The following is a 25128-nucleotide window of genomic DNA, read 5'->3' as shown; positions in this document are numbered from 1 at the left end:
GCCGTCTTGTGTAATCAGTTAATTCACATACTCCATTCATTTTTTTCCATTTTTTTCTTTCCTCGAATAGGGGGAATCGGTAGGAGAGGTGTCATCCTTTTAGAAACAACAAACACACCCAAAGATTAAATAAAATGATGGCTTCAATTTCTCTCAAAAACGCGTTGCTTACGGCGGTAATTCTACTGCTATCACTTCCAGCGTGGTCGGCCAATCTTACGCAAACCATTCGAGGAACGGTTATCGACGAGGATACCCAGCAGCCCATCATTGGTGCAACCGTTATTCTTAAAGACAGCGATCCAATAGTAGGAGTCACCACCGATATAAATGGTCAATTCTCCATTCCCAACGTGCCCGTTGGGCGAGCTACCCTCATTTTTCGATTTCTGGGTTACGAAGAAAAAATGCTGAGCAACCTTGAAGTTACGAGTTCGAGGCAAGTTGTAGTCAACGTTAGTTTGATCGAATCGGTAGTGACTTTGAAAGCTGCTGAAATATCCGCTTCGGGCAACGAAAAAGGGGAGTCCATGAACGAAATGGCCACGGTAAGTGCCAGGGCATTTTCGGTGGAAGAAACCAAGCGTTATGCTGGAAACTTCAATGATCCGGCACGAATGGTATCTGGATATGCCGGTGTTACCGGAGACCCTCAGGGAAACAATGATATTGTAGTTCGTGGTAACTCACCCAAAGGTATCCTGTGGCGGGTGGAAGGAATAGAAGTTCCTAACCCCAATCACTTTGGTGGAGAAGGTGCCACGGGTGGACCCATTAGTTTGCTCAACAGCGACTTATTAGACAATTCCGACTTCTATAGTGGAGCTTTTCCAGCCGAATATGGAAATGCGCTATCAGGAGTATTCGATATTCGATTTAGAAAGGGAAATAACCAGGATCGACAGTATTCTTTGGAAATAGGAGCATTGGGAATAGATGCGACTGCCGAAGGGCCTTTTAGTAAGAATGGACGAGCATCCTACCTGGTTAACTATCGCTATTCATCTCTGGCCTTATTGGATAATGTAGGCGTGGTTGATTTTCAAGGGATTCCTAAGTATCAGGATGGGGCATTTAATGTATTCCTTCCTACGGAAAAGGCTGGAAATTTTACGGTATTCGGGTTTGGCGGATTAAGTACCATTCAGCAGAGCTACACCGATGAAGAAAATGAGGAATTGGTTCATAGCAAGGGTGATTTTGGCTCCTTTATGGGAGCAGGTGGAATTAACCACTTTATATCCACAGGAAAACGATCCTACCTACGCAGCTCACTAACCATTTCAACCAACGGCAGTACCTACGATTACTGGGAAAACAATGAAGCCGACGAATTCGAATTACGAGATGACAATACTAACCAAATGATCAACTTGAAGGCGGCGACGACTTACAACATCAAGTTGAACAAACGCCATAAGCTTAGAGCAGGAGCCATCTATACACGCCAGTATTTTGACAACTATTGGTTGAGCTATGATCAGGAAACGCAGAAAATGGAAACCCTGTTCAACAGTGATGGAAATACCGGTTATTTACAGAGTTTTTTACACTGGAAAACCAGAATTGGTGCCAATCTGGATATCCATTCAGGAGCCCATGTACTGTACTTTGAGCAAAACCAGCAAGTATCTGTTGAACCAAGAGTAGGGGCCGAATGGAAATTTGCCGAAAGACAGTCCCTGAAGCTGGGTGCTGGAATCCACAGCCGAATGGAGCCTCTTAGCACCTACCATGGATGGACCAATCCTACCGTAGGAGTACCGTATCAGCCCAATTTGAACCTGGGCCTTAGTCGTGCCGCTCATGGAGTAATCGGTTATAACTGGCAATTTGGCAAAAACATGCGATTGATGACAGAAGCTTATTACCAGCATCTGTTTGACGTGCCGGTTGAAAATGATCCAAGCAGTTCCTATTCGCTGATCAACGAAACTGTGGGTTACGATACCGATCCCTTGGTGAACGATGGTTATGGGCGTAACTACGGTTTAGAGCTCACGCTGGAGCGTTTCTTTGCCAAGCAGTTCTATTTCTTACTTACCGGATCCCTATACCAATCGGAATACAAGGCCATGGACGGTGTATGGCGTGAAACCCGATTCAATGGAAATTATGCTGCCAACTTCTTGAGTGGCAAGGAATTTAATATCGGAAAATCGGATAAGAAAAAGCGCATTCTTGGGGTGAACACTAAATTATCAGTTCTTGGAGGAGGAAAGTATACCGCCGTCGACCTGGATGAATCCATTGCCAAAGGATACCAGGTGATGAGTGATAACTACCTGGGAGAAAACTCCGATGATGTATTACAATTGAACCTTGCCGTGTATTACAAGGTTAATCGCAAAAAAGTGACCCACGAATTCAAAGTTGATATTCAAAACCTAACCAATAGCCAAGCTATGGTACAGGAGTTTTACAACCCCTACACTGAGAAAATTGAAAAAAGTACGCAGCTGCCTTTATTACCCGTGATTAGCTACCGTTTAGAGTTTTAGTTAAGTAAATCCGCGCGGCCGTCGTTGGGGGTTCGGGTACCTGGCGGCGGCTTTTTTTTGCCCTAAATTCATGACTTCCAGTGACTCTGATTTTGACTTCTGAGAAATAAATGCTACTTTAGAGGAAACTACTTATAGAACAGTAGGTTTTGACCAGAGAAAGGGAAGGAGGTTGATTTACCTCCTTTTTTTATGCCTTAGAGTTTGCATTTTCCGATCTTTCCATTTCATTTACATTCAACAAAAAAGAGAAGATATGCCTACAATTAACCTTACCCATGAGCAATGGGAACAAATCAAAAAAGATGCTGAAGGAACCCAAATGCTCAAGCCCAATGAAGTGGAGGCCATAGCAGCAAGAATTAATGAACGAAGAAATTTACCCTTCTTGTCGGAGGAAAAGGAATTCATTGTTTACGTGAAAATCGTTCGGCGCTTGGATCAACTGTTGTACGAAAACCTACCCAACGAGATTTACAGCTCTATTCGCTATTCAGAAAATGGCCTCGACCCTCAGGAAAGGAAAAGGATGATTAAATCCTTAACCCGCTACATCAATAAGCAAATTGACATTCCTTACCTGAATGAGATGATGGAGAAATTCATCATTCGAGCTTTTCTAAGCATCATTGTGAATGCTTTGCTCAAAAACAAAAACCTGGACATATCCTTGCAGGAAGATATTCCGGACGAAGAGTAGCCTTCAATCCGCTATTCATCTATTTTTGACAACCTGACTAAACAAATTATAGTGAAAGCGAAGTTTCTATTCATGATTGGCCTGTCGCTGATGTTGGCCTTACCCGGAAAAGCTCAGTTTGGTTTGGGCGGCGGTGGCGGCGCGGCGAAACGAGATACCAGTATTCAGAAATTAAGGGTTACCGGATTTCCGCTTATCCAATACGACCGCACCCAAGACTTGATTTTTGGGGCCATAGGCATGCTTATGTTTCCGATGCAAAAATCAGATACCCTATCGCCAACTTCCATGGCGGGTGTTGGAATCATCGGAACGCAAAGAGAGAGTTGGGGAGCATTGGGCTTTTCCAAACTTTATATGAAGGAAGACCGATGGCGGGCTACCCTGGCTGCGGGTTATTTTTCATTTAATTACCAGTTCTATTGGGATCCTGTACCTAATTATGGTCAATTTATTCAATACAATTCAGGCTTTGTGTTTGCGTATGGACAGGTTTTACGACGTATAAATTCATACTTGCTGTTTGGTACTCACCTCACGTACATGAAAGCCAATACCACGCTTTACGTACTCGAACAAAATGTTCCTCGTCCTGTTACCTACATGAACAATACGGGCCTTGATCTGGATTTGGATACCCGAAACGATGTGTATTATCCCGATGAAGGCATCTTTTTAGAATCCTCCTGGGAATGGGCGCCCGAATGGTTAGAAAATACCCAGAGTTACCACAAATTCAACTTATCCGTTAACCATTACCACAGGTTAAAAAAATGGTGGGTTCAAGCATCTCGGTTTACTTCGGCTTTTGGAATTGGAGAAATTCCATTTGAAGCTCAGGAAATATTGGGAGGCACCGATATTCGAGGATATTCTCAAGGTGCCCAAAGAGGAGATCAACTGTTTTCCATTCAAACCGAAAGTCGCTTTCAGGTATTGCCGCGTTGGTTCCTCATCGCTTTTGCTGGCGTAGGTACCACAGCCAATGAAGCCAAGGATTACAATTGGGACAATCTATGGCCTGGAGCAGGCGGAGGATTTCGGTTTACCGTTATCCCATCAGAAATGATGAACATTGGTATCGATGCTGCAGCGGGTAGGGGAGACTGGAGCCTTCAGTTTACCATTGGGGAGAGTTTTTAAGCCTTCTTAAATTGCGTTAATTTTAGGATCGCTTCACCAATTTGTTTTTTCTTCGCAACTATGGATTTGATTTTTCGTGCTTTAATTATTGTAGGGGTTATGTTACTGGCCGGTTTATCGGTTAAAGGACAGAAGGATTCCACACTTACCGTAGAGCAATTGCCCGAATCGGTGCAAAATGAGCTGGCGGATAAGTACAAGAAATACGAAGTCAAAAACCTGGAAAAGACCGAGAAGTTCGGTCAAGAGGTTTATGAAGTGAAGGTGCAGAAGAAAAGCACGGTGTACAAAATCCGTTACGATCTTGAGGGTCAGTTCGTTTCCAGAACCAAAAGCAAGTCCTTCCGGTTTGATACCAATGAGCGACCCAAACCCCGCCAGGAAGGAAATGTAGGTCCACCGCCTATGCCTAACTTGTAAGGTAGCCAACTCCTGTTATTAAAAGCCCGACAAATCCTTTCTATTGCTTTCAGCTTAAATAGTAATACTATTATATTTGTTAGCCGCCGTAAGAAGTATGCTTGAATTCCTCTCAAAAGTTAGCATTCGGGTAAATGAGCACATTTACTTGAAGGATCCTGAATCCAGTGAACTGGGTCGGAAGATCATTGCGGGTAGCATTGATTTGATCGACGAGATTGGAATCGAGAATTTCACCTTTCGAAAACTCGCTCAGGTTATTGACTCTACGGAGGCTTCCATTTACCGCTACTTTGAGAGTAAACACAAGTTGTTACTTTATCTAACTACCTGGTACTGGGGATGGCTGGAATACCGATTGGTATTTGGCTTGGCCAATATCGCCTCTGCTGAAGAACGGTTGAGAAAGGCTATTAGACTGCTTACCGAAAAGGTGGAGCAGGACGGTAGCTTTGCCCATATTGATGAAATTAAGCTGAATCGCATTGTTATTTGCGACTCCTCCAAAGCCTTTTTAACCAAGGGGGTGGACCAGGAAAACAAAGACGGTGTTTTTTCCGGATACAAGCAACTGGTGGCTCGAGTAAGCCAAATTGTTCTTGAGATAGCCCCTCAATACAAGTATCCTCACATGCTTATTTCTACGGTTATTGAGGGAGGACACTTGCAACGCTTTTTTGCTGATCACCTTCCCGGGTTAACGGACGTGATTCAAGGCGAAGATGCGATTACCGAGTTTTATGAAGAAATGGTTATTAACTCACTTCAAAAACTCCGAACCTCTTGAAGCCACAAAGCAGTTATATCAATCCTTTGCGAAAGAAATGGGTGAGACTCTTCTTTTTGATGTTGGCCATTGTGCTATTAACTGATCACGTGATTAGCGAAATTATCGTTAAACAAGTCAATACCGAGTGGACCGAGAAAGGGGAGCAGGAAGGAGAAAAAGAAGCGGAAGAAAAGAAAAACGAAACCGAAATTGATGACTACCTTCATTTGGTCGCCATTGGCGACTGCTTTGTACAGGACCAATGGTCACGTTTTCATTATCTGACCACCCATTGGCACGACCTGTGTCCAGATATTTTGACCCCACCTCCGGAACTTTATTCCGCCTAATCTCGTAGCCTGTAACTAAGGTTATTTTTCTGTCTCTCCAATCCAATAATTTCTTCTTCTGACACGTCAATTACGACGGATCGGGTATTAATTAAAATTTTAAGATTCCGCCACGAGCGGTAGAAAAAAAGCGTATGACACCTCACCAAAAACCCGGGTTCTTTGAGAACCTTAAATATGATTTACCTGCGAGTGTAGTAGTATTCCTCGTTGCCTTGCCTTTGTGTTTAGGTATTGCTCTGGCATCCGGAGTACCCTTGTTTGCAGGACTAATTGCCGGTATCGTTGGCGGTATCGTGGTCTCCATGATCAGTGGATCTGCACTGGGAGTAAGTGGCCCAGCAGCCGGCCTTATTGTAATCGTTCTGGGCGCCCTAAAAGATTTGGGAACCTTTGAAGCCTTTCTCTTCGCCGTTGTTTTGGCCGGATTAATTCAATTGATTCTCGGTGTCATTAAGGCGGGAGTTATTGGTTACTATTTTCCTTCATCAGTAATTAAAGGAATGCTTTCGGGGATTGGTATTACCATTATCCTGAAACAAATTCCTCACTCCTTGGGATATGATGAAGATTTTGAAGGAGAAATGTCCTTCTTCCAAGCCGATGGCGAAAACACCTTCACCGAAATTATTCGTGCTATCGAAAACCTGATAAATGGTGCTCCTGGAGCAAGTGGCGCCATCACTGTAGCCCTTGTTTCCTTGGCACTGCTTATTATTTGGGATCGTCCATTTATGAAGAAGCTTTCCTTTACTCGCTACATTTCAGGACCATTGATGGCGGTGTTAGCAGGTATCGGACTCAATCAATTTTTTAGCTCAGGAGGCTCCATGTCGTTGCAATCGAAGCAAATGGTTAATATTCCTGTAGCCGATTCCATTTCCAGTTTTGCTGGTCAATTCACCTTTCCTGATTTTTCTGTTTGGGATAACCCAGACCTCTACCTGGTGGCTTTAACCATTGCGGTGGTAGCCAGTTTGGAAACCCTATTATGTGTCGAGGCAACGGATAAATTGGACCCTGAGAAACGAATTACACCAACCAATCGCGAATTGGTAGCGCAAGGGGTAGGTAACATGATCTCCGGATTTATTGGAGGTTTGCCTATTACTCAGGTAATTGTACGAAGCTCCGCCAACATGATGTCTGGGGGTAAATCCTGGGCTTCTGCCTTTTTCCACGGTATTTTGCTATTGGTTTGTGTTTTCAGCATTCCCAATTTCTTGAATTTGATTCCTCTTTCCAGTTTGGCCGCCGTGTTGTTTGTAGTAGGTTACAAATTAGCTAAGCCATCGTTGATCCGTCAAATGTACCACTCCGGTAAAGAGCAGTTCATCCCATTTGCCGTAACCATTTTCGGTATTCTATTTACTGACCTTTTGATCGGTATTGGAATGGGATTGGTAGTTGCCTTTTTCCACATCCTATGGAAAAACTACCGCACGCCTTACCACTTTGACTTGAATAACTACGATTCACATCGTTCAATCACCATTCACTTGGGTGAGCACATGACCTTCTTGCACAAAGCTGGTTTGCTTAGAACCTTAGATCAAATTCCAGATGATACGCACGTGGTAATTGATGCAGTAAAAACGACCTCCATCGATGCCGATGTGTTGGAGATTATTCAGGATTTTGAACAGGGAGCCGCTTCCCGAAAAATAGAAGTAGAGTTTCTTGGATTAGAAGATCAACTCCATCCACACACGGAAGAGCATTTTAACAAGGCTATTAAAGAAGAGCCCAAAGTTAAGAAGCGAATAGCCGATGGTGGTGAAGAAAAGTAAAGGTGAAAATCAGAATGATTAACACCAAGGCCCCGGATAATATTCGGGGCTTTTTTTTGCTTTAATAACTCAGTCTGCTAAAAGTTAAACCATCAATACTTCGAGGTTCCCTTATATTCGCGGCTTCAAAATAAGGTTTCAGTAACTGATCGATTTAAGGAGTTGAAAATCGAGGGGATACATGGATGGTTAAAGTAAGTTGTCCTACTTCGCACTCAGTTTTCAACCCAGACGATTTGTATTGATTTCAAAGTTCATGAAAAAACGAACGATCCTTGGATCCCTGTTGATCCTGCTTACCGCAACTGCCTGGGGGCAATCTCCAGGAAATGTTTCTGGTAGCTTTTGGTTGAAAGCGGATGCCGGAGTAGAAGAATCAGCCTCCAATCCAGCAGAGAATGGAGATCGAGTAAGTGGTTGGCTCGATCAGATCAACTCCAATTCATGTACTCAAAGTACATCATCCAATCGCCCGATTTACCGCAACAATACAAGTGATAACATCAACTACAATCCAGTACTTGAGTTTATAGATAACTCCGGTACCTCCAACGACAGTTATTTCGATTTGGACAATGCCGAGGTTGGTGATTTCGATTTTTACATGGTCGTTCAAACCTCTCAAACTACCAGTAATACGGCATTTTGGGGGCAACCTCTTTTTTATGGCGGTGATGAAAATATTGCCATGGATATAGCGATCACCTTAGACAACAATGGCAAATTTCATGTAGGTGGTGGCCGAAATGGTGATTTTGATGTAGCTGCTACAACGACCATTAACGATGGCCAAACGCATATTCTTCAAATGTCAAGAACGGTCAACGGTACCTCCAATTCCGATTTCAATTGGCGGGTAGATGGGGCTGAAAATGGTTCAAGCAACCGAACGGAGACCAACAATGGGACCGACATGGCTAGCGACATCAAAATGGGCTTACATGGAAACGGGGAAGCGCAGTCTTACGATGGATTTATTGCTGAAATGGGAATCTTCGGTTCAGCCCTCAGTAGTACCAATCGATCGAGAGTAGAAAGCTACCTGGCCATTAAATATGGAATGACTCTGCCCAACAATTACGAAAATACGGCTGGGGAGACGATATACAACGTTTCTACCTACAGCAATGATATTATCGGGATTGGACGAGATGATAACGAAGAACTGTTGCAAAAACAGTCTCATGATGCCAGTGACACCATGCGAATTTATGCCAGTTCCTTAGCCACAAGCAATGCATCCAATACGGCCACAACAGGAAATTTTGGAGCAGATCGGGCGTATGTGATTATGGGGCATAATAACGGCTTTATGTGTGCCCAACCCAGCACCATTTCAGAAATTCCTGCTGGAGTAAACAGTCGCCTGAATCGAGAGTGGAAGGTGACCAACAGTCGCTTTACCGGGACTTTTGGAGTGGATTTTAAAATTGCGGGTTGTGGAAATGGATCGGTTACTGCAAGTCATCTTAGGCTTTTGGTCGATAGTGATGGAGACTTTAGCAACGCCACTATTATTGATGCAGGTGATGGAGTAAGTATTTCCTATGCTGGCGGAGTAGTGAGTGTAACCGGTATCTCAACTACCCATATTCCCAGTAATACCACGCGTTTCATTACCATTGCCTCCACGAATACGGCAACTCCTTTACCGGTTGAGCTGGGCGAATTTCAAATTCAAAATAGAGAAGATCAAGTAGATCTGTACTGGAATACCTGGTCTGAAATCAATTCAGATTACTTCTCGGTGGAGCGTTCAGCTGATAAAGATCAATGGAAAGAAATAGGGCAGGTTGGCGCCGCAGGTTTCTCATCCGATTTTAAGGAATATGAGTTTTCGGATTATGATCCGTTGACTGGTCATTCTTACTACCGCCTAAAGCAGATTGATTTTGACGGACAGTACGAATATTCATCCATTCGACTTAATTACCGAAACAACCTGGAAAGTGCATCAAAACCCAAAGTTTTCTACTTGACCAATCAGTCCCTGATTCAAGTAACCGGAATGAATAGTACAACAGGTGTTCCTAAACTGACCAACCTATTTGGTCAATTGCTAAATGGTGAAGGTGTTTTGGAAAAAGGGGAGTCCGGAGAATGGTATATTCATTCAGAAACCCTTGCTGCAGGTACTTATGTGCTCTATTCTGAAGAAGATGATCTTAGGGTACTGATTACCCTTCCATAGGTGAATCCTGATTCAGAGTTACCAACCCTTCGTAGATTTTAGTGTGAATAGAGTAAGTCGAACCTCTTAGTACCTTCGATTTTGCGCGACAAACTGAATGCAATTCCAGAATTTCAGTTAGCGACCAATCCGTTGGAGGGAATGCCCTTCAAACTGGAACGATTGGCTGCTAATACGGGCTATAATCCCATAGCTCCGCATCGGCATGGCTATTATGAACTCTTTTTGTTTCTCACCGGATCGGGCTTACACATGATCGATTTTCAGGAATGGCAAATCGTTCCTGGGCACTTTCATTTTCTTTCTCCCGGTCAAATTCACTACATCCGAAGAACCCCCGAAACTACGGGATGGGTACTCAAATTTGCGCCTGAATTTATTCAAAACCAGGAGGAGGGTGGTCAGCTTTTGACTCGGATTCCCTTCATGCAAAGCGGCCGTCAACCCATCATTAAACCCAATAAGGACGACTTTGACGATCTTTTGGTATGGGTAGACCAAATCAAACAGGAGGTTGAAAAAAGGGGAGTAGGCTTCAACCAATTGATATACCACTACCTCAAAATCCTTTTACTCAAATGCCATCGCTTATACGACTATTCCCAGTCGATGGATTTGAGCAGTACCAGTAGAAACTTCCAGGTTCTTTTGGAAAAGCATTATCTGTCGCGTCAACCGGTTTCGTTTTACTGCGAGCAGTTGCATGTGTCAGACGATAAACTCAACCAAGAACTAAAAAGGGATTTTGGACAACCCGCCGTTACTTTGATGGCTCGGAGACTTCTGCTCGAAGCTAAACGATTGCTGTTGCATTCGGATCAGTCCATCAAGGAAATTGCCTATGGGTTACAATTTAAGGATAACGCCTACTTTACCCGTTGGTTTAAAAAATGGGCATCTTGCTCCCCCGGTGAGTTTAGAGAACAAAATCGGAAAAAGTACCATTCGAAACAGAAATAGTACCATCATGGTTTTCAGATGATTGAGACCTTTGAGTCTAAACCTGAATACCATGAAAAATCAAGAATCCAACTTAGTGAATACCAGGAACACCGGTTTACTACCTGCGTATTTGGTTCTATTGATTACAACCATTGTTCTTTCCGGTCCTGTTCAGGCTCAAAGCTGGACGAATGTTAGCTCCATTCAAAACATTTACCACAACAAAATAAGCTTTACGGATGATCAATTGGGTTTCAGCTTGGTGGGAACCACGTTTACCCAAAGCACTGACATTTACCGTACCCTCAATGGCGGGCAGAGTTGGCAGAAGATTACTCCTCAGTTGCCCTTACAGAACTACACTTTTTTGGCCATTCAGTTTTTGGATACAAACAATGGTTTTTTGGTCGTACGGGGAAGAGGTGTGCAAACGCAACAATTTTCTGGTTACCTGTACCAAACCGTGAACGGAGGAAAAAACTGGACATCAATAGGCCCCAAGGGAATGAGGTTGAGCTTGGGAGAGGGTTCCTTACACTTTTTTGATACTCAGCGTGGTGTAGTAGCCAGTGGAGGTGGGCATTATTACACCGATAACGGAGGAGCTCAATGGAGTTCGATTGATGACCAATCCTACTGGTCGGTAAATGAAATTGACTTTTCGGACCATTTAAATGGCATAGCAGGAGCCTGGGATGGAACGTTTGCCTACCGAGGCATTCTTTTTACAACAACCAATGGAGGCGTAAGTTGGGACACCCTCGAATTGGGTATGAACTCGGCTATAGAGCGGGTAAATTACACCTCCCAGGGTACTGCTTATGCGTTAGGTCCTTCATCGTGGCAGAGGCCACAAATACTGTACAAAACCGAAAACTGGGGTAGTTCGTGGGACTCCCTTTCTCTGGATTTTTTGGTAGACAGCAATGACGCTGCTACGGATATCCATTTTACTTCCCACGAACGGGGTTACCTCTCCACCCGGGATGGGCATATTTTTCGTTCAGAAGATGGCGGAAAAAGCTGGTCCCGGGAATTTTTCGGTAATCAAACAACCCAAGGGCTGGACAGATTGGAGAGTAACGGGCAAACCTTGTTTGCCTTTGGCCCCATGAATGTTTTATTGAAAAGGGATTTTGAATTGGGCTCCTGGGAGTTGATGGATAGAGATGAGGAGTCACCGAAAGTATTCCCCAATCCATGCTCTCATAATAACCTGGTAAACCTGAGTTCATCGGTAATCGGAACGTACTATTGGATGGATGCTTCAGGAGGTGTTCAGGCCATTGGAAATAGGGAAGAGGAAATGCCGATTTCCGTGCCTACGGGGCTTTCGTCAGGACAATATTGGATCGTATTCCCAAAATCCTCGCAAAGGCCAATGAAAGTAACTCTTCGATAGTATATCGGAAAAGTGTTGTTTTTACGGTGAAATGTGTTTTCCTGCTTGGAATAATCCAGTCAACTTTGTACAATCAGATAATTGTAATTTTAAGAATCTAATTGTGCGATTATGGCTTCCCATGAAATCATTCGGGTAACTTCCATCTCTCAAATGCTCGAAGGGCTCAATTGTCCTCCTCCAGAACATCCTTTGGTAAGCGTGGTCAATGTTTCTGACATTAAGATTCCTAAGGAAATGGAAGGGCAGCGTGTAGCGGTAGATTTGTATTGTGTGGCTCTGAAAGATTCTGATTGTGGAATGGTTTATGGCCGCAAGAGTTTCGACTTTAGCGAGGGAGTGCTGATCTTTTATGAACCAGGCCAGGTTATGGCAGCAAGCCAAGAGATGAATGAAGGGCTGAACTCTGGTTGGATGTTGTTTTTTCACCCTGATCTTATTCGGAAAACACACTTAGGAAGCAAAATTCATACGTATTCCTTCTTTTCATACGATACCTACGAGGCACTTCATCTTTCCGATCGGGAGCAACAACTTCTTGGTGACTGTGTGGAGAAAATAAAATACGAATACAGCCAAAATATTGATGCCCATAGTCGGGATTTGATTGTGTCTAACATTGAAATGATACTCAACTACAGCAATCGATTCTACGAACGCCAGTTTCACACCCGCACTGCCAGCAATCAAGGGGTGGTGTCTCAGTTTAACCAGTTGCTTCAGGCTTATTTTGAATCTGGTGAAATTGAAGAAAAGGGAATTCCCACCGTAAGCTATTTTTCAGAGCGTATCCATTTGTCGGCCAATTACCTGAGTGATTTACTGAAGAAAGAAACCGGAAAAAACTTCAAGGATCATGTCAACACAGCTTTAGTTGATCGGGCGAAAAGCCTGCTCTTGGGAAGTGAGTACACGGTAAGCGAAATATCGTACAAATTGGGCTTCAACTATCCCCATTATTTCAGCCGGATGTTTAAGCTCCAAACGGGTATGACACCCAACAAATACCGCCTTCTAAACTGAGCTGACCACCGATTGCTCAGAATCTCAACCGCTCATCATGTTGGCTGAATTTGAATCCGTAAAAATCCGGTAATTCGAACAAACGCCTACTTATGAGATTGCTAATCCTTTTGCCACTATTGCTGCCTGCAACGCTGATTAGAGCCCAGTCCAGCATTTACATCCCCACCTACGATACGCCCTTTATTGAAGGGCAAACCACCTCACAGGAATGGAGTGATCATGACTCAGCTATGATCTTTTCCACCGGAAATCAAAAGTTGATTCAAATTCGATTTCAACGTAATGATTCATCGCTCTTTTTCATATTTATGGGAAACCTGACACATCAAAGCAACCCAAACTTTCCTGAGATATTTATCGACCTGAATTACTCCCGAACCCAAAACTGGCAAATCGACGACCATTGGTTTCACATATCAGCCACCGATTGTCATTTTCAGGGCGCCCATTCCGATTACAGCAATTGCAAAAGAGAGCAGTCCGATTGGTGGGGTAGACGCAATTGGGCCATGAGCGCACCAGATCCAGATACGGTAGAGATTGAAATCCCCTTTACCAAGATTGGATTGGACCTTTCCCAAAACGATACCATCGGTATAGCCTTTGCCGTTACAAATACCATCAACCGCCATGATTTTTGGCCACCAACCGCCACCATCGATGATCCTTCTACCTGGGGAAAGGCCTATTTTCAAGAGAATATTCAAACGGGTATGGCTGTTCATGAATCATCTTATTCCATTAAACTGCGCCCAAACCCGGCAGAAGATTTCATTTCCTGGAATGACCCTGATCAATTGGGGCAATCTTTCCAAATTCTGGATATTCGCGGCTCATTATGGCAATCTGGTGTATTAGAAGGTGCCCAGCATCGCTTATCGGTTGCTGAACTTCATGCTGGTAGCTATGTATTGGCGGTTACTCAAAAGGATGGAGCAGTGCATAGGCAGCGCTTTATCCGTCGATAGCTGAGCGGAAATGGTTTACTTTGTGGAGACGGACCATGAAAAAGATTCTCTACACAAGTTTAGCCGGATTACTGCTGGGTATTTTAATGGCTTCATGCGGTCCTGAACGGACGGTTGAATGGGCGATGTATCATTGGAAATCTGAGGCTGATTTTTCGAAAGAAGAGCAGGCTTTTTTGGCCGATCAATCGGTTAATAAGGTATACATCCGGTACTTTGATGTAGTTAAAAAAGGAGGGAGGTTGATTCCCGTTTCCGTTCTACAATCCGCTGACACATTACCCGCTCAAAATTGGATTCCCAGCATCTACATTACTCAACAATCCTTAATAAAAATAAGCTCTGTAGAAATTGATGAATTAGCTGATAACATGACTGGTAAGATTCATCAGTTAAACAATCGATTCGGTATTCAATCGCCGGAAATACTATTGGATTGCGATTGGACGGATGGCACCCGGGATGCCTATTTTAACTTGCTGCGGAAGATCAAAGAAAAGAGTGGCAGTCAATTAATTTCTACCGTTAGGTTGCATCAATTGAAGCATTTTGAAGATCGAGGAGTGCCTCCGGTAGATCGATGTCAATTGATGCTTTACAACATGGGGTATTTGAGCGACTATAAAGAGCGTAATTCAATTCTTAATGTGGAGGAAGCCGGCAAGTATCGAAGAAAGCTGGACGAGTATCCCAAACCTATGGATCTGTCACTCCCGATGTTTTCCTGGTTGGTGCGATTTCGCTCGGGTAAAAGTCAGGAGTTGATTAGTGATTTTGACCGGGAAGTTTTACAGGACACAAGCTTATTTTCTAACGAAGGAGGAAATAAATACATGCTCAAACGGGACACCTTTCTGTTTGATCGTTTTCAATACAAATACGACGTTTATCGCCTCGAAGAGTGCTCCCATAGCGACTTGATAAAATTGGCACGACAATGGGAACCTATGCTGCCCAGTGGGCCAATAGAAATAGCCTGGTTCGATTTAAGAAGCAGAAATCTGAATAACCGTAAAGAAACCTGGAATGAAATTGAGCAAATACTTAATTAGCGTCTTATTCATTGGGGCAATCTTAATTCCCTATCAAGTTAGCCATGGTTGTGGCTACTATGAGGAAGAAAACCTGCATTTTGACTTCTTTCGTACAGAATGGTTATTGCCGGATAATGCCTATTCGGATTTCAATTTCTCAACGGAACTTATTCGGGACTACTACAGCGATACTCGGGATGCCATTAATCTCGAAGACTGGCAAAACTATATGGGTGCAGACTGGAACTTGGACGAACTTCGGGAGATCATCTACCAGTCGTCTACACCTATGGTTGAGCAGGCTCTATCCATGATGCAGTCGGGAAGCATGATGCCTCCATTGAACCTCACTTGGACCAAACTACTTGAGACCAGGGATGAAGCCTTTTTGCACTATCTACTTTATGCCAAACAATGCGAACCGCATGCCGAAGAATATGATCCCTGGATGGGAAATAATCGAGACCTCGATATTATGGATCGTCTTGGTGAAAAGGGGAGAGAGGCCTACCAAAAAACCGACAATACCTTTCTAAAGAAACGTTACGCTTATCAGGTAATCCGCCTCAATCACTACAGATTGGATTATGAAAACTGTATTAAGGCTTTTGATGAGTTGATTGGTGACGATGCCGAACAGGACTTGATGTATTTCTGGAGCCTATCCTTAAAAGCAGGGGCCTATAGAAGATTGGAAAACGACGTGAAGGCGTCCTACTATTTTTCAAGGGTCTTTACCAGTCAAACCGGGCGGCAAGTGCAGGCCCAAAGAGATTATCACATAGAAACTCAAGAGTCTTGGGAGCAATGCCTCGCTCTTTGCCAAAACAACAAGGAGAGAGCTGATCTCTGGTTTATGCGTGGTTTAGGGTTTTATGACAAAGGATTGCCTTCTGCTCAAGCCATTTGGAAATACAACCGGAATGAGGATCAGATGCTGCATCTGCTCGGACGTGATTTGAACCGGGTAGAAGAACAGGTTTTGGCGACAGAAACGGTGGAAGAGTATGATTACTTCTCTTGGGCCAATAAAGAATACCTCAAAGAAGCGTTACAGTTTATCGAAAGCGATGTTTTGCCCTGGAATCCTGTCCACGAGGCTGAATGGCTCTACGCCGCTGGTTACATCCATTTTTTATTGGGTCAGGAAGAAGGTGCTCAAAAACACCTTTCCATGGCCAAGGATAAATACGAATCCATGGAAGGTTCAGGTCAGGTATTGGCTCAAATAAAAGTGTTGAATACATTGCTCAAGTACCGGGTACTCGAAAAGGGCGAAAAAGTACCTGAAGAAGTACTGGTTTCAGACCTTCACACCCTAAGCTCCAGATCGGGTGATTATTACATTGAACAGGGCTACGAATATCTGTTGGTCTACCTAAACCGGATCTATCATACCAAAGATGGTGATCCGGTGAAACAAGCCTTAGTTAGAGCGGTGTACCCCTACAGCCATTTTTCCATGAACCACAATCCTGGCCCTTGGCCATTAGATGGTTTAATCGATTTTCTGCAATTGGAAAAATATGGTCCTCTGGATGAATTTCTGGTCGACCATTTCTCCTACACACTTTCGGATTTATACCTGCTCAAAGCTCGGGTCCATGTGGTAGACGGTAATCTGGATTCGGCACAGTACTACCTTCATCAAATGGAAAAAGGAGGGACCGAATCTGTTGACGATAGGGGATTAATGGCCAACCCATTTGGGTTTGTGGTCAACGATTGCCATGATTGTGAGTATGAACGATACAGAGGATTAGCCTCAAACTTAGAAACCGTTGTAGACTCTATGGTCTATTTGCAAAAACAGGTCAACGATTCAACCCTGTCAGTCGATGTGAGAGCCGAAAGCGCCATGACCCTGGCCAACACTTTTTACAACCTGACCTTTTATGGAAATGCCTGGTACATGGTGTATGAAGACTTCTATTCAGGCTATTACTATTGGAACGACTATGGCGATCAAGAACCTTGGAGCGACGATGGAGGAGGGGAATTGTATTTTGCCCAAGAGTATTATGAAAAAGCCCTTGACCTGGCCTCGCAGATGAAAAAGGGTAAAAAGAAGGACGAACTTCAAGCCACTTTGTATTACTTGTATGCCAAATGTGAGCAAGGAGATTATTTTTTCGGAGAAACTCCATCAACAGACGGGGAGGACGAATTTTACGAAAACTACAAGAACAATCGCCAGGGCTTCGAATCTTTGCTTGGTAAATACCAGCATACTGAGTTCTATGCAAGGGTTATTGAGGAATGCGGTTATTTACAGACTTATCGTGATTTGTACTACGAGAAGTAGTAGGAAATTTGGTCTCCTGCCTGCAATGTTAGGATTGATTAACATAAACCAACTCGTCATTCGTCAATATATTTGGCGCAGATTTGAGCGTATTAAATAGTTACTCTTTTGAAAGAGGAATACCAAAGAATTATTAGAGATTACATGCTGGGCTGGTTCTTTGCCGGTCTGCTTTGGGAACTGCTGCGTTATGGAAGTTATGGACGAGATGAGTTTGGGCTGCTCTATTCCATTGACGGTATGGGGATTTTCTTTCTCCTTTGGTTCTGTCAATCCATGATTTATGGAGGCTTCCACATTCTATTTGAACAGAATTTAGCCGGAAGAATACGATTTCACAAAATGATTTTGGTTTTCCTCACGGTGCAAATGATCGTGGGTGTATTTTCCATGACTTCCGTCTACTATGTTGCTCAACTCTTCAATATACCAGGCGTACCCACTTCTATACATGAGTTTTACTCGATGCGGATAGTGCCAGTGGCTTTGGTTTATGCTTCGATAGTCAATGCTTTCGTGGGTATTTCTATTGTGACCAATCGCATGTTGGGGCGAGGTAATTTGCTTAAGCTCCTTCAAGGTAAATTTTATAAACCTCAGGTAGATGAACGGATTATCATGTTCATTGATATGAAATCTTCTACTAAGTTGGCCGAGCAACTGGGACATGAGAAATACAGTTTATTAATCCAGGAGTGTTTTCACGACCTGGCCGTGGTATATGATCACCATTCAGAAGTATATCAGTACATCGGCGATGGAGTGATTTTGTTCTGGGATACCAAGCTTAAAAACAGCTCAGCAGAATCTTGTAGGGCTTTGTTTAAGTTTTTGGACACCATCGATGCCAGGAGCGGGTTCTACCGTCGTGAATTTGGTGTAGTACCACAATTTAAAGCAGGAATCCATGTAGGAGATGTCACCATTGCTGAAGTAGGTACTCTTAAACGAGAGTTGGCGTATCATGGCGATACGATTAATACAGCATCACGTATTCAGGATCAAACTGGTGAATTGGGGCGCCATGTGCTAATCTCCGAAGCCTTTTACCAGCGAATAGAAACGTATCAGGAATTTGCGGTAAAACCAGTTGGAAAAATTCACCTCAAGGGTAAGGAGAATGATGTTAACCTGTATGAAATTGACCGATTAGGGTCTAACGGGCATTAGTGGGTAGGAGTAATCTCGGATAACTTCTGACGGATCTGTTTTTCATTAATCCTTTTTTGTTCCTCAAAGTTTTCCCGGGCGTAAGGAGTGAAGTATTCATGATGCTCCAGTAGATCAATCGTCATTTGCAACCATTGACCATCTTCTAACTCATGCAGGCAAAGGTTACGCATTTCTTTGAGTAGAATCATCGTTTTGTCGTACATACCCGCCATGCCGAAGTGGGACAGATCTGCATCACAAATCACTTGACCAGCCAAGTCTTTGGGCTGTTGAGGCATACGAGTAGCTTCAATACAACGGACTACAAATTCAATCTGGTCTTCGTTCAATCCCTGATTCTGCAAATAGGGGACAGCAATCTTAATGCTGTAATCTTCGTGTCCCTTTGCTTGCTTTAGGTAACCGACATCGTGAAACCACGCAGCCAGCTCCACCAGCTGAAGTTCACTTTCAGTAAGCCCAGAATGCTGTCCAATTTCCCGAGACTTGTCTACTACAAATTGAGTGTGTTCCAAGGAATGATAAACCGCTTCTTCAGGAAGTTGTTCCCTGAATAATTCGGTGACATGCTTCTCAGCCGATTCGATTATGTGTGGTAAATCCTGTACTTCCATCTCTACTGCCCTCTCAGATGGGATAGCTCTTAACAAACCATTTTCCCCGTAAAAAGTTCAAAGTAACGCTAATTGTTGAATTATCGTATGTCCTTGAAAATTATTCGAGATAACGCTCTTTTAAGCGGTTTATCTCTTCCGTTGTCAAACCGACCGCTTTTCGAAGGTATTGATCCAGAGAACCGTATTCTTTTTGAATTTGAGCGTAGGACGCTTGCAGGTATTCTGGCCTTACTTCAAGAACGGATCGTATCGACTCATTCTCTATTCCCAAAAACCGTGCCCCAAGTCGGGTAAAGCGTTCAATCTTGTCGTAGCGGTAATAATTGGAAAGCAGGTAGTCTTGCATGATCACCGAATCGGACACCCCGAGCGATGATAGGATAAGCGTTGTCATCAGCCCGGTTCGGTCTTTTCCAGCGGTGCAATGGTAGAGTAGGGCATCGGTGCTATCGCTGAGTAACAGGTCAAATACCTTTCTAAAATCTTCCCCACCAGAAACGGTTATGGTATCCATCATTTGAATCATACGGCCATGGCCATCAAACTCTTCCGCCGACTGCTTGCGAATATCCGTTCGGGCTTGCTCAATATCGGCAAAGAGGATGCCTGAAACGGAAACCGGAACCCAGGCAATGCTGCTATCGGCTGGTAATTGATCTGGATGATGGGCCATTTCTCCTGTGGTTCTGAGATCTACCACATGGGTTATATGTAAGTCCTCCAATTGACCAAAATCTTTGGACTTTAAGTCTCCAAGATGTCCTGATCGATAAATCTTTCCCCATTTTACCCGTTTGCCATCAACGGTTCTTATTCCGCCCAAATCACGAAAGTTGAGAACATTATCCACCGGCTGCAAGCGATTGGAAACCACCAACGTGTCCTTTTGCATGGGATCCACCAAAACGTAGTAGGGCCGAGCGTTTGTGGAATATTCGGCGACCCGGATTGGAACCATCATTTCCTTTTCCCATTTGACGGTTTTTAAATCGGGAGAATCGGCTGGATAGATTTTCCAGTTGCCCGGAGGAATATCCGCCATACTATCCGCCAGAATAGCGGGTTGTTGCAGCGTATAGGGGTAAGGAGTTATGCGATTGTACGGAGCACAAGCGGCAGTAATAAGGATTAGTGAGGCAAGTATTCCGGTTAATCCAGCTTTATGAGATGTCATCAGAAATGAAAACGGGTTTTAATAATGACCTGATCCTCATCCTCGGTATGGGCATAGGTGAGGGTAAAGGTGATAACATTGAGTGGCGATAGCCAAACACCACCACCGTATGAGTTGTGCCAACGGTAGGAAGTTTCGGGCTCATACCACACTCGTCCTACATCATGAAAGCCAAGCACACCAAATGAACCAGGAACGATGATAGAAGTGAAGGATAGAATTTTTAAACGAACATCCAGGTTGTGGAAGAACAATTGGTCACCGTAGTAACGTCCTCTACGAAGGCCTCGCATGTATTGTCTTCCCAGAACAGCACCGTTGAAGAATTCATAATCGCCATAAGAAGCCGAATAACCGACCCGGTTAGCAATGGATAGAATAGCCGGAAGTTTTACGCTGAAGATGTATTCCAACTCGGCGTGCATTCGGGCAAAGGGTTTCGAATTATCATTCAGGCCACCAAAACCATCGAAAGAAACCTCGCCTGAAATACCCCGGGTAGGAAGAACTGCATTATCCCGGGTATCCAATTCTATTCGGGAACCAAGGCCCAGGTAGTGATAATAACCAAAGGTGCGGGTAGAATCCAGTCCATTGCCCGGTTGAGCAATAAAGCGATCATCTTGATGGATGATGTGATAACTTCCAGAACGAGGACCAATGAAGAAATCAAATCGTTTGCCGATATTCCTCTTCAAGTTTACCTCAGATTCGAATAGCTCGTATCGCATTCGGTAGAAATCAATGGGGCGGCTAAAACCTTCAGGAACGTCGTCTTTATTGGTGTTAAACACGGATTCATTCCCCATTCCAAAGAAGTTGGCCACTCCATAGGGTCGGTTGATTAAGAGGTCAGCATTTACATCCCATTTGCCAAATACGTCGGTCCAATCGCCTTTGTATTGCAGCTTAAATGCTCCGGTGGCAAAGGCAAGGTTACCTGCAATTCGGTGTTTTTCCTTGTAAGGGTATTTTCTAAATCCTTGCTTAATGATCATGGCACCGCCACCGATAAATACTCCGTCGTCCCGGTTCCAGTTTACCGAGATTAGGGGAATAGTACGATCTACCTTATAGGCCTTGCGATCATAGCGATTTACACCCGGATCGTTGGATAGGCGATTAGCCGTTTCTCTGCCCGAAGTCAGTTTGGTGTCTTCTTTCTCATCATACACCACGGTCTTTTTAATCAAACCATATACGATAGATTCATCTACGATTGAATCTTTTCCCGCTCCACCAATCACTCTAATCTTTATTCCTCTGCGGGCTTCTCCTTCAATGTGAAAAACATCGTCTCCACCAAGTCCATACAATCTGATTTCTTTGGTCTCCTTAGTTAGGAAGGTACGCTTGTAGATTACGTTTTTGTGCTTACCCTTTTTGGACAGCTTGTATACCTTAACCCGGGTCTTTTTGCTATCAATACGGTTGACTTCAAAAAACTCAGCTTCATCCGAACCAATAACATCTACCTCTTTGGCCAAAAACTCATAGTACTCCCGGCCATATTCTTCCATGTTGGCTCTTCTGGACTGCAGCTTAGACTTGATCTCAGGACCGGACATGTTATAGATGGTATCCGGCCAAATGGCGAAGGCTGAATCGATCACTTCATCCGTTAAGTGCTTCTGAAGGTAATGGATTTGCTTTTCCCAATCTTTCCATTCCAGTTGATTCAAAAAAGAACGGTCAAACCAACGGGCTTGCCAGTTCAATGCATCCGCCCATTTTACCTCGTGGTGAAAACCTTGAAAGATGGGGTATACACTTTTGCGGGCCACCAACCAGGGCAGAAGACCTTGAGTGGTAAAGAACACTTGATCACGATCACGTGGAATAGGGCGGTAGAGGTTTCCTCCACCTTTTTTGTTCTTCGTTTCCACCCATCTCCATTGATCTTCGTGACGATCCCAATCGCCCATCCACATATCAAACATGCGGTTTCGGATCAAGAACTTATCATCGATACGGTGGTTGTTGTTTTTGCGCAATTTGTCGAGCACATCGAAGGTACTCTTGATTTCCTCTCCCGATCCGAAATGGGGCTCTCCAGCCGCTTCATCATTGGGCCGTTCTTCATATAGAGCCAAAAGTCCCTTGAAATCGTTGCGGTATTTTCCCAATAGAGGGTCATCTGGAAGTGCCACAATGGTAGGATTGGTATGTAGAATTTTAACGGCATCCGCCAGTCTGGGCACCACCAAAGCGCCATAAGGATGCGCGTCCGACATTTGGTCAGTAGCCAACTGCGCGGCAAAAGTGGGTTTGAAAATATCGGGCACAGCTTTTACCGGCCATTTCTTCAAAGATCTCAGTACATATTGACGGCCATTAGCAGCTTCCAATCGTAAAGTTCGGGTTTGACCACCGCCACCTACTTTCTTGACTTCCAGTCCGCCATGCTCGGTTTTTAAATCGAAGGTTGGAAACTCCATAAAGGTGCTCCATTCCGACCGGTAGACATTACCTAAAAAGAGACGTTCGCCCGTTGTTCCTGTACTGGCCAGGGAAGTATCGGCCGCCAGCAGCATGGTGGTGCCGTTATATACCGGTCTTGATGCCAATTCCTCTGGATCATACAGCACCGTAGGCTCGTACAGCTGGGTTTGATAAACGGACTTGTTTTCAAGGCCATCCCATAAAGTTAGATTGGTAGGACGTTTGCCTTTAAATTCTATTTCTGCAAATCCTGGAACCGCAGCGTGAAACACACTCAAGTCGCCTGAATCCAATTTGCCAAAATCAGAACCGGCGCCTACCACAATTTGATGGTTTAATCCATTGGTGAGGTATTGTAGACCATCATCATGTGCTGATACATACACCAGTTGATCGGAGGATTCAAAAATGTCATTAAGCTCTTTTCGGAAATAGGCATAGCGAGGATTCGAAAGGTTTTGAACTCCAATGCCTTTGCGATGTCGTCCGTAACTCAATATCGGATGATAGCCGGCAACAATGATTCTTTTGGATGAATTCTTGCGCACGAGCTCAGCCAGGTTGTCAAGAGCCATTTCTACATTGTCGCTTGTACAGCCGTATTTTTCACCGGGCTTATTCCAGGAATGCAGAAAAAACTGCGTGTTGATCACAATTAAAACCAATTCCTGATTCAACAGAATCTCTACTGGATCACCGCAGCCAGAAGGAGGGAGGAATATGGCAGGCGTGTCCACCATTTGGTTGAAGTAGCTTTCCTGATCCAGAATGCGTTCCCAACCTTTCTTTTTACCCTTGCCCCAATCATTGTAGCCAGAAAGAACTACCGATCTTCCAGGAAAATCGCGAATGAGTTGTAATTGAGGATTGGTGTTGGGGGAGTACAACTCGTCATTGGAGAAGTAGTTGTTTCCCAGAAAAACAAGAATGTCTTGTTCACCCGCTCGTTGAATTTGCTGTTGAAGATGATTTAAGGTGGATGTCGTATTGCTATCACCTACTGCCAAGTTGCCCACAAAAAAAAGGCGGGTTTCCTGCCCAAAAAGCAATGTTGGCAGGAGAAGCAGAAGGAGGAATGTTAATCTCCTCATTTTTCTTTGACCTTGAATTTTAAAATGTATCCTCGTTCACCTTGACCTTCACTGGCAATGTAGAGGTCACCGTTTGGAGCAAAGCATATTCCTTCAGGTTGGATTAATAGATTGGGAGAAATAGGGTAGGTGGCAACAACTTCGCCTTTGCGATCCATTTCCACCATGATTTTACCCGTAGAGGCCAACACGTAGAAATGACCGCTTAACGGATGAATAGCAATACCAGAAGGTTTGATTTTTACCCTTCCCGGATCATAAACCAAATCCCGGTGTGTCGTAAAAAACTCGAGTAACTTATCCTGATTAATCGTTAGTACGGGTTTTTGCTTGAATTTTTCCTTCTTCAGGTTGAAGGCAAACACAGCTTTTCCTTTTACCTTTTGTTTTTTCAAATCACCCGTCTGCTTGGTGATAATGAGCAATCTGTTTTTATCTCCATCGTAGCAGATCCCTTCAATGTTGTTGCGAGAAGATAGGGGAGTTTCTGTTTTCTTGGGCTTAACGCGACTTTCCTCGGTTTTGGGAAGCCGGTATAAGTCCCCATTACTCTTCACAGCGTAGTAGTGCTCTCCGGTCCAGGCAATTCCTTCAAAGTCTCCGGGTGCACTAAAAGCAACACTATGGGTGATCTTCTTTTTCTGGAGATCATATTCATAAACCTTGCCTCCTTCATCTTCCACCATAGCTACATGATTGTCTCCAATCCAGGTAAGCCCGCTTACCGTTTCGAGTACGTATGGAAGGCGAATTTTGACATCGTAGGTATATAGATCGTAGATGTATTTCGCACTATCCGTGATCAGATAATATTTTTCGGCTCGGGTAGTTTCTCTGGGAGGAGGAGGTGGTGGTGTCGTGGGTTCCTTAACCACCTTATTGGTATCGAGGTAAACGGTATCGTGTTTAACCTTTTCCTCTTCATTTTCGGCCGGAGCAGGGGTAGAACAAGCTCCCATCAAAATAGCCGGAAACCAAACCAGAAAAAGGGCCCAATTAGCAATAGAATAGGAATTGTTATTTTTCAATTTCAAAGTCTGCAGGAGTATTTAAAGAAGAAAGTGCATTAATTTGTAGCGCAAAAGTATTC

General features: G+C 43.9%; 19 protein-coding genes. 15 read left to right on the top strand and 4 right to left on the bottom strand.

The genetic code is table 11. The features are described 5' to 3' along the window. Positions 1–134 precede the first annotated feature (134 nt). From KFE98_18100 to KFE98_18030, 15 genes are all read left to right on the top strand, one after another. Positions 135–2501 carry a TonB-dependent receptor gene (locus KFE98_18100; protein ID UTW61904.1) on the top strand — a complete coding sequence of 789 codons (2367 nt, stop codon included), beginning with the start codon at positions 135–137 and terminating at the stop codon, positions 2499–2501. A gap of 256 nt (positions 2502–2757) precedes the next feature. After that, on the top strand, positions 2758–3201 hold the full coding sequence (locus KFE98_18095) for a hypothetical protein (protein UTW61903.1): 444 nt from the start codon (positions 2758–2760) through the stop codon (positions 3199–3201). 51 nt (positions 3202–3252) lie between these two features. Beyond that, on the top strand, positions 3253–4344 hold the full coding sequence (locus KFE98_18090) for a BamA/TamA family outer membrane protein (GenBank protein ID UTW61902.1): 1092 nt from the start codon (positions 3253–3255) through the stop codon (positions 4342–4344). A gap of 60 nt (positions 4345–4404) precedes the next feature. Beyond that, entirely contained in the window at positions 4405–4764 is a 360-nt protein-coding gene (locus KFE98_18085) for a hypothetical protein (GenBank protein UTW61901.1), read from the top strand. A 97-nt stretch (positions 4765–4861) separates the two neighbouring features. Beyond that, on the top strand, positions 4862–5551 hold the full coding sequence (locus KFE98_18080; GenBank protein UTW61900.1) for a TetR/AcrR family transcriptional regulator: 690 nt from the start codon (positions 4862–4864) through the stop codon (positions 5549–5551). After that, the gene (locus KFE98_18075) at positions 5548–5883 is read left to right on the top strand and encodes a hypothetical protein (protein ID UTW61899.1); all 336 of its coding nucleotides are present in this window, start codon (positions 5548–5550) and stop codon (positions 5881–5883) included. Before KFE98_18080 ends, KFE98_18075 begins: the two co-directional genes overlap by 4 nt. Positions 5884–6017: 134 nt before the next feature. Then, complete coding sequence (locus KFE98_18070; GenBank protein ID UTW61898.1) at positions 6018–7673, top strand: SulP family inorganic anion transporter; 1656 nt, start codon at positions 6018–6020, stop codon at positions 7671–7673. Positions 7674–7929: 256 nt separating this feature from the next. Further along, a complete protein-coding gene (locus tag KFE98_18065; GenBank protein UTW61897.1) occupies positions 7930–9864 on the top strand; it encodes a hypothetical protein in 1935 nt (644 codons plus the stop codon). A gap of 141 nt (positions 9865–10005) precedes the next feature. Continuing rightward, entirely contained in the window at positions 10006–10824 is an 819-nt protein-coding gene (locus KFE98_18060; protein ID UTW61896.1) for a helix-turn-helix domain-containing protein, read from the top strand. Between the two features lie 52 nt (positions 10825–10876). Beyond that, entirely contained in the window at positions 10877–12208 is a 1332-nt protein-coding gene (locus KFE98_18055; GenBank protein UTW61895.1) for a hypothetical protein, read from the top strand. Positions 12209–12319: 111 nt separating this feature from the next. Beyond that, positions 12320–13231 carry an AraC family transcriptional regulator gene (locus tag KFE98_18050; protein UTW61894.1) on the top strand — a complete coding sequence of 304 codons (912 nt, stop codon included), beginning with the start codon at positions 12320–12322 and terminating at the stop codon, positions 13229–13231. A gap of 92 nt (positions 13232–13323) precedes the next feature. Further along, entirely contained in the window at positions 13324–14202 is an 879-nt protein-coding gene (locus KFE98_18045) for a hypothetical protein (GenBank protein ID UTW61893.1), read from the top strand. Positions 14203–14237: 35 nt separating this feature from the next. Then, a complete protein-coding gene (locus tag KFE98_18040; GenBank protein ID UTW61892.1) occupies positions 14238–15254 on the top strand; it encodes a hypothetical protein in 1017 nt (338 codons plus the stop codon). Further along, positions 15229–17541 carry a hypothetical protein gene (locus KFE98_18035; GenBank protein UTW61891.1) on the top strand — a complete coding sequence of 771 codons (2313 nt, stop codon included), beginning with the start codon at positions 15229–15231 and terminating at the stop codon, positions 17539–17541. The genes KFE98_18040 and KFE98_18035 overlap by 26 nt, the downstream gene beginning before the upstream one ends. A 108-nt stretch (positions 17542–17649) precedes the next feature. Beyond that, positions 17650–18711 carry an adenylate/guanylate cyclase domain-containing protein gene (locus KFE98_18030; GenBank protein UTW61890.1) on the top strand — a complete coding sequence of 354 codons (1062 nt, stop codon included), beginning with the start codon at positions 17650–17652 and terminating at the stop codon, positions 18709–18711. Here the strand turns inward: KFE98_18030 and KFE98_18025 are convergent. The 4 genes from KFE98_18025 to KFE98_18010 all read right to left on the bottom strand — a co-directional run bounded on the left by KFE98_18025 (position 18708) and on the right by KFE98_18010 (position 25066). Further along, positions 18708–19364, bottom strand: a complete 657-nt coding sequence (locus KFE98_18025; protein UTW61889.1) for an HD domain-containing protein — start codon at positions 19362–19364, stop codon at positions 18708–18710. The two genes, KFE98_18030 and KFE98_18025, sit on opposite strands and share 4 nt — an antisense overlap. Positions 19365–19428: 64 nt before the next feature. Next, on the bottom strand, positions 19429–20505 hold the full coding sequence (locus tag KFE98_18020; GenBank protein ID UTW61888.1) for a tyrosine-protein phosphatase: 1077 nt from the start codon (positions 20503–20505) through the stop codon (positions 19429–19431). Continuing rightward, positions 20505–24038, bottom strand: coding sequence for a BamA/TamA family outer membrane protein (locus tag KFE98_18015; protein ID UTW61887.1), 3534 nt, complete (start codon positions 24036–24038; stop codon positions 20505–20507). The genes KFE98_18020 and KFE98_18015 overlap by 1 nt, the downstream gene beginning before the upstream one ends. Further along, the gene (locus KFE98_18010; protein UTW61886.1) at positions 24035–25066 is read right to left on the bottom strand and encodes an SdiA-regulated domain-containing protein; all 1032 of its coding nucleotides are present in this window, start codon (positions 25064–25066) and stop codon (positions 24035–24037) included. Before KFE98_18010 ends, KFE98_18015 begins: the two co-directional genes overlap by 4 nt. Between the last annotated feature and the right edge of the window lie 62 nt (positions 25067–25128).

This window comes from bacterium SCSIO 12741 (assembly GCA_024398055.1).
Classification (GTDB): Bacteria; Bacteroidota; Bacteroidia; order Flavobacteriales_G; family Salibacteraceae; genus SCSIO-12741.
Note: the sequence above shows the minus strand (reverse complement) of the source record. Positions and strands in the feature narration are given on the sequence as shown.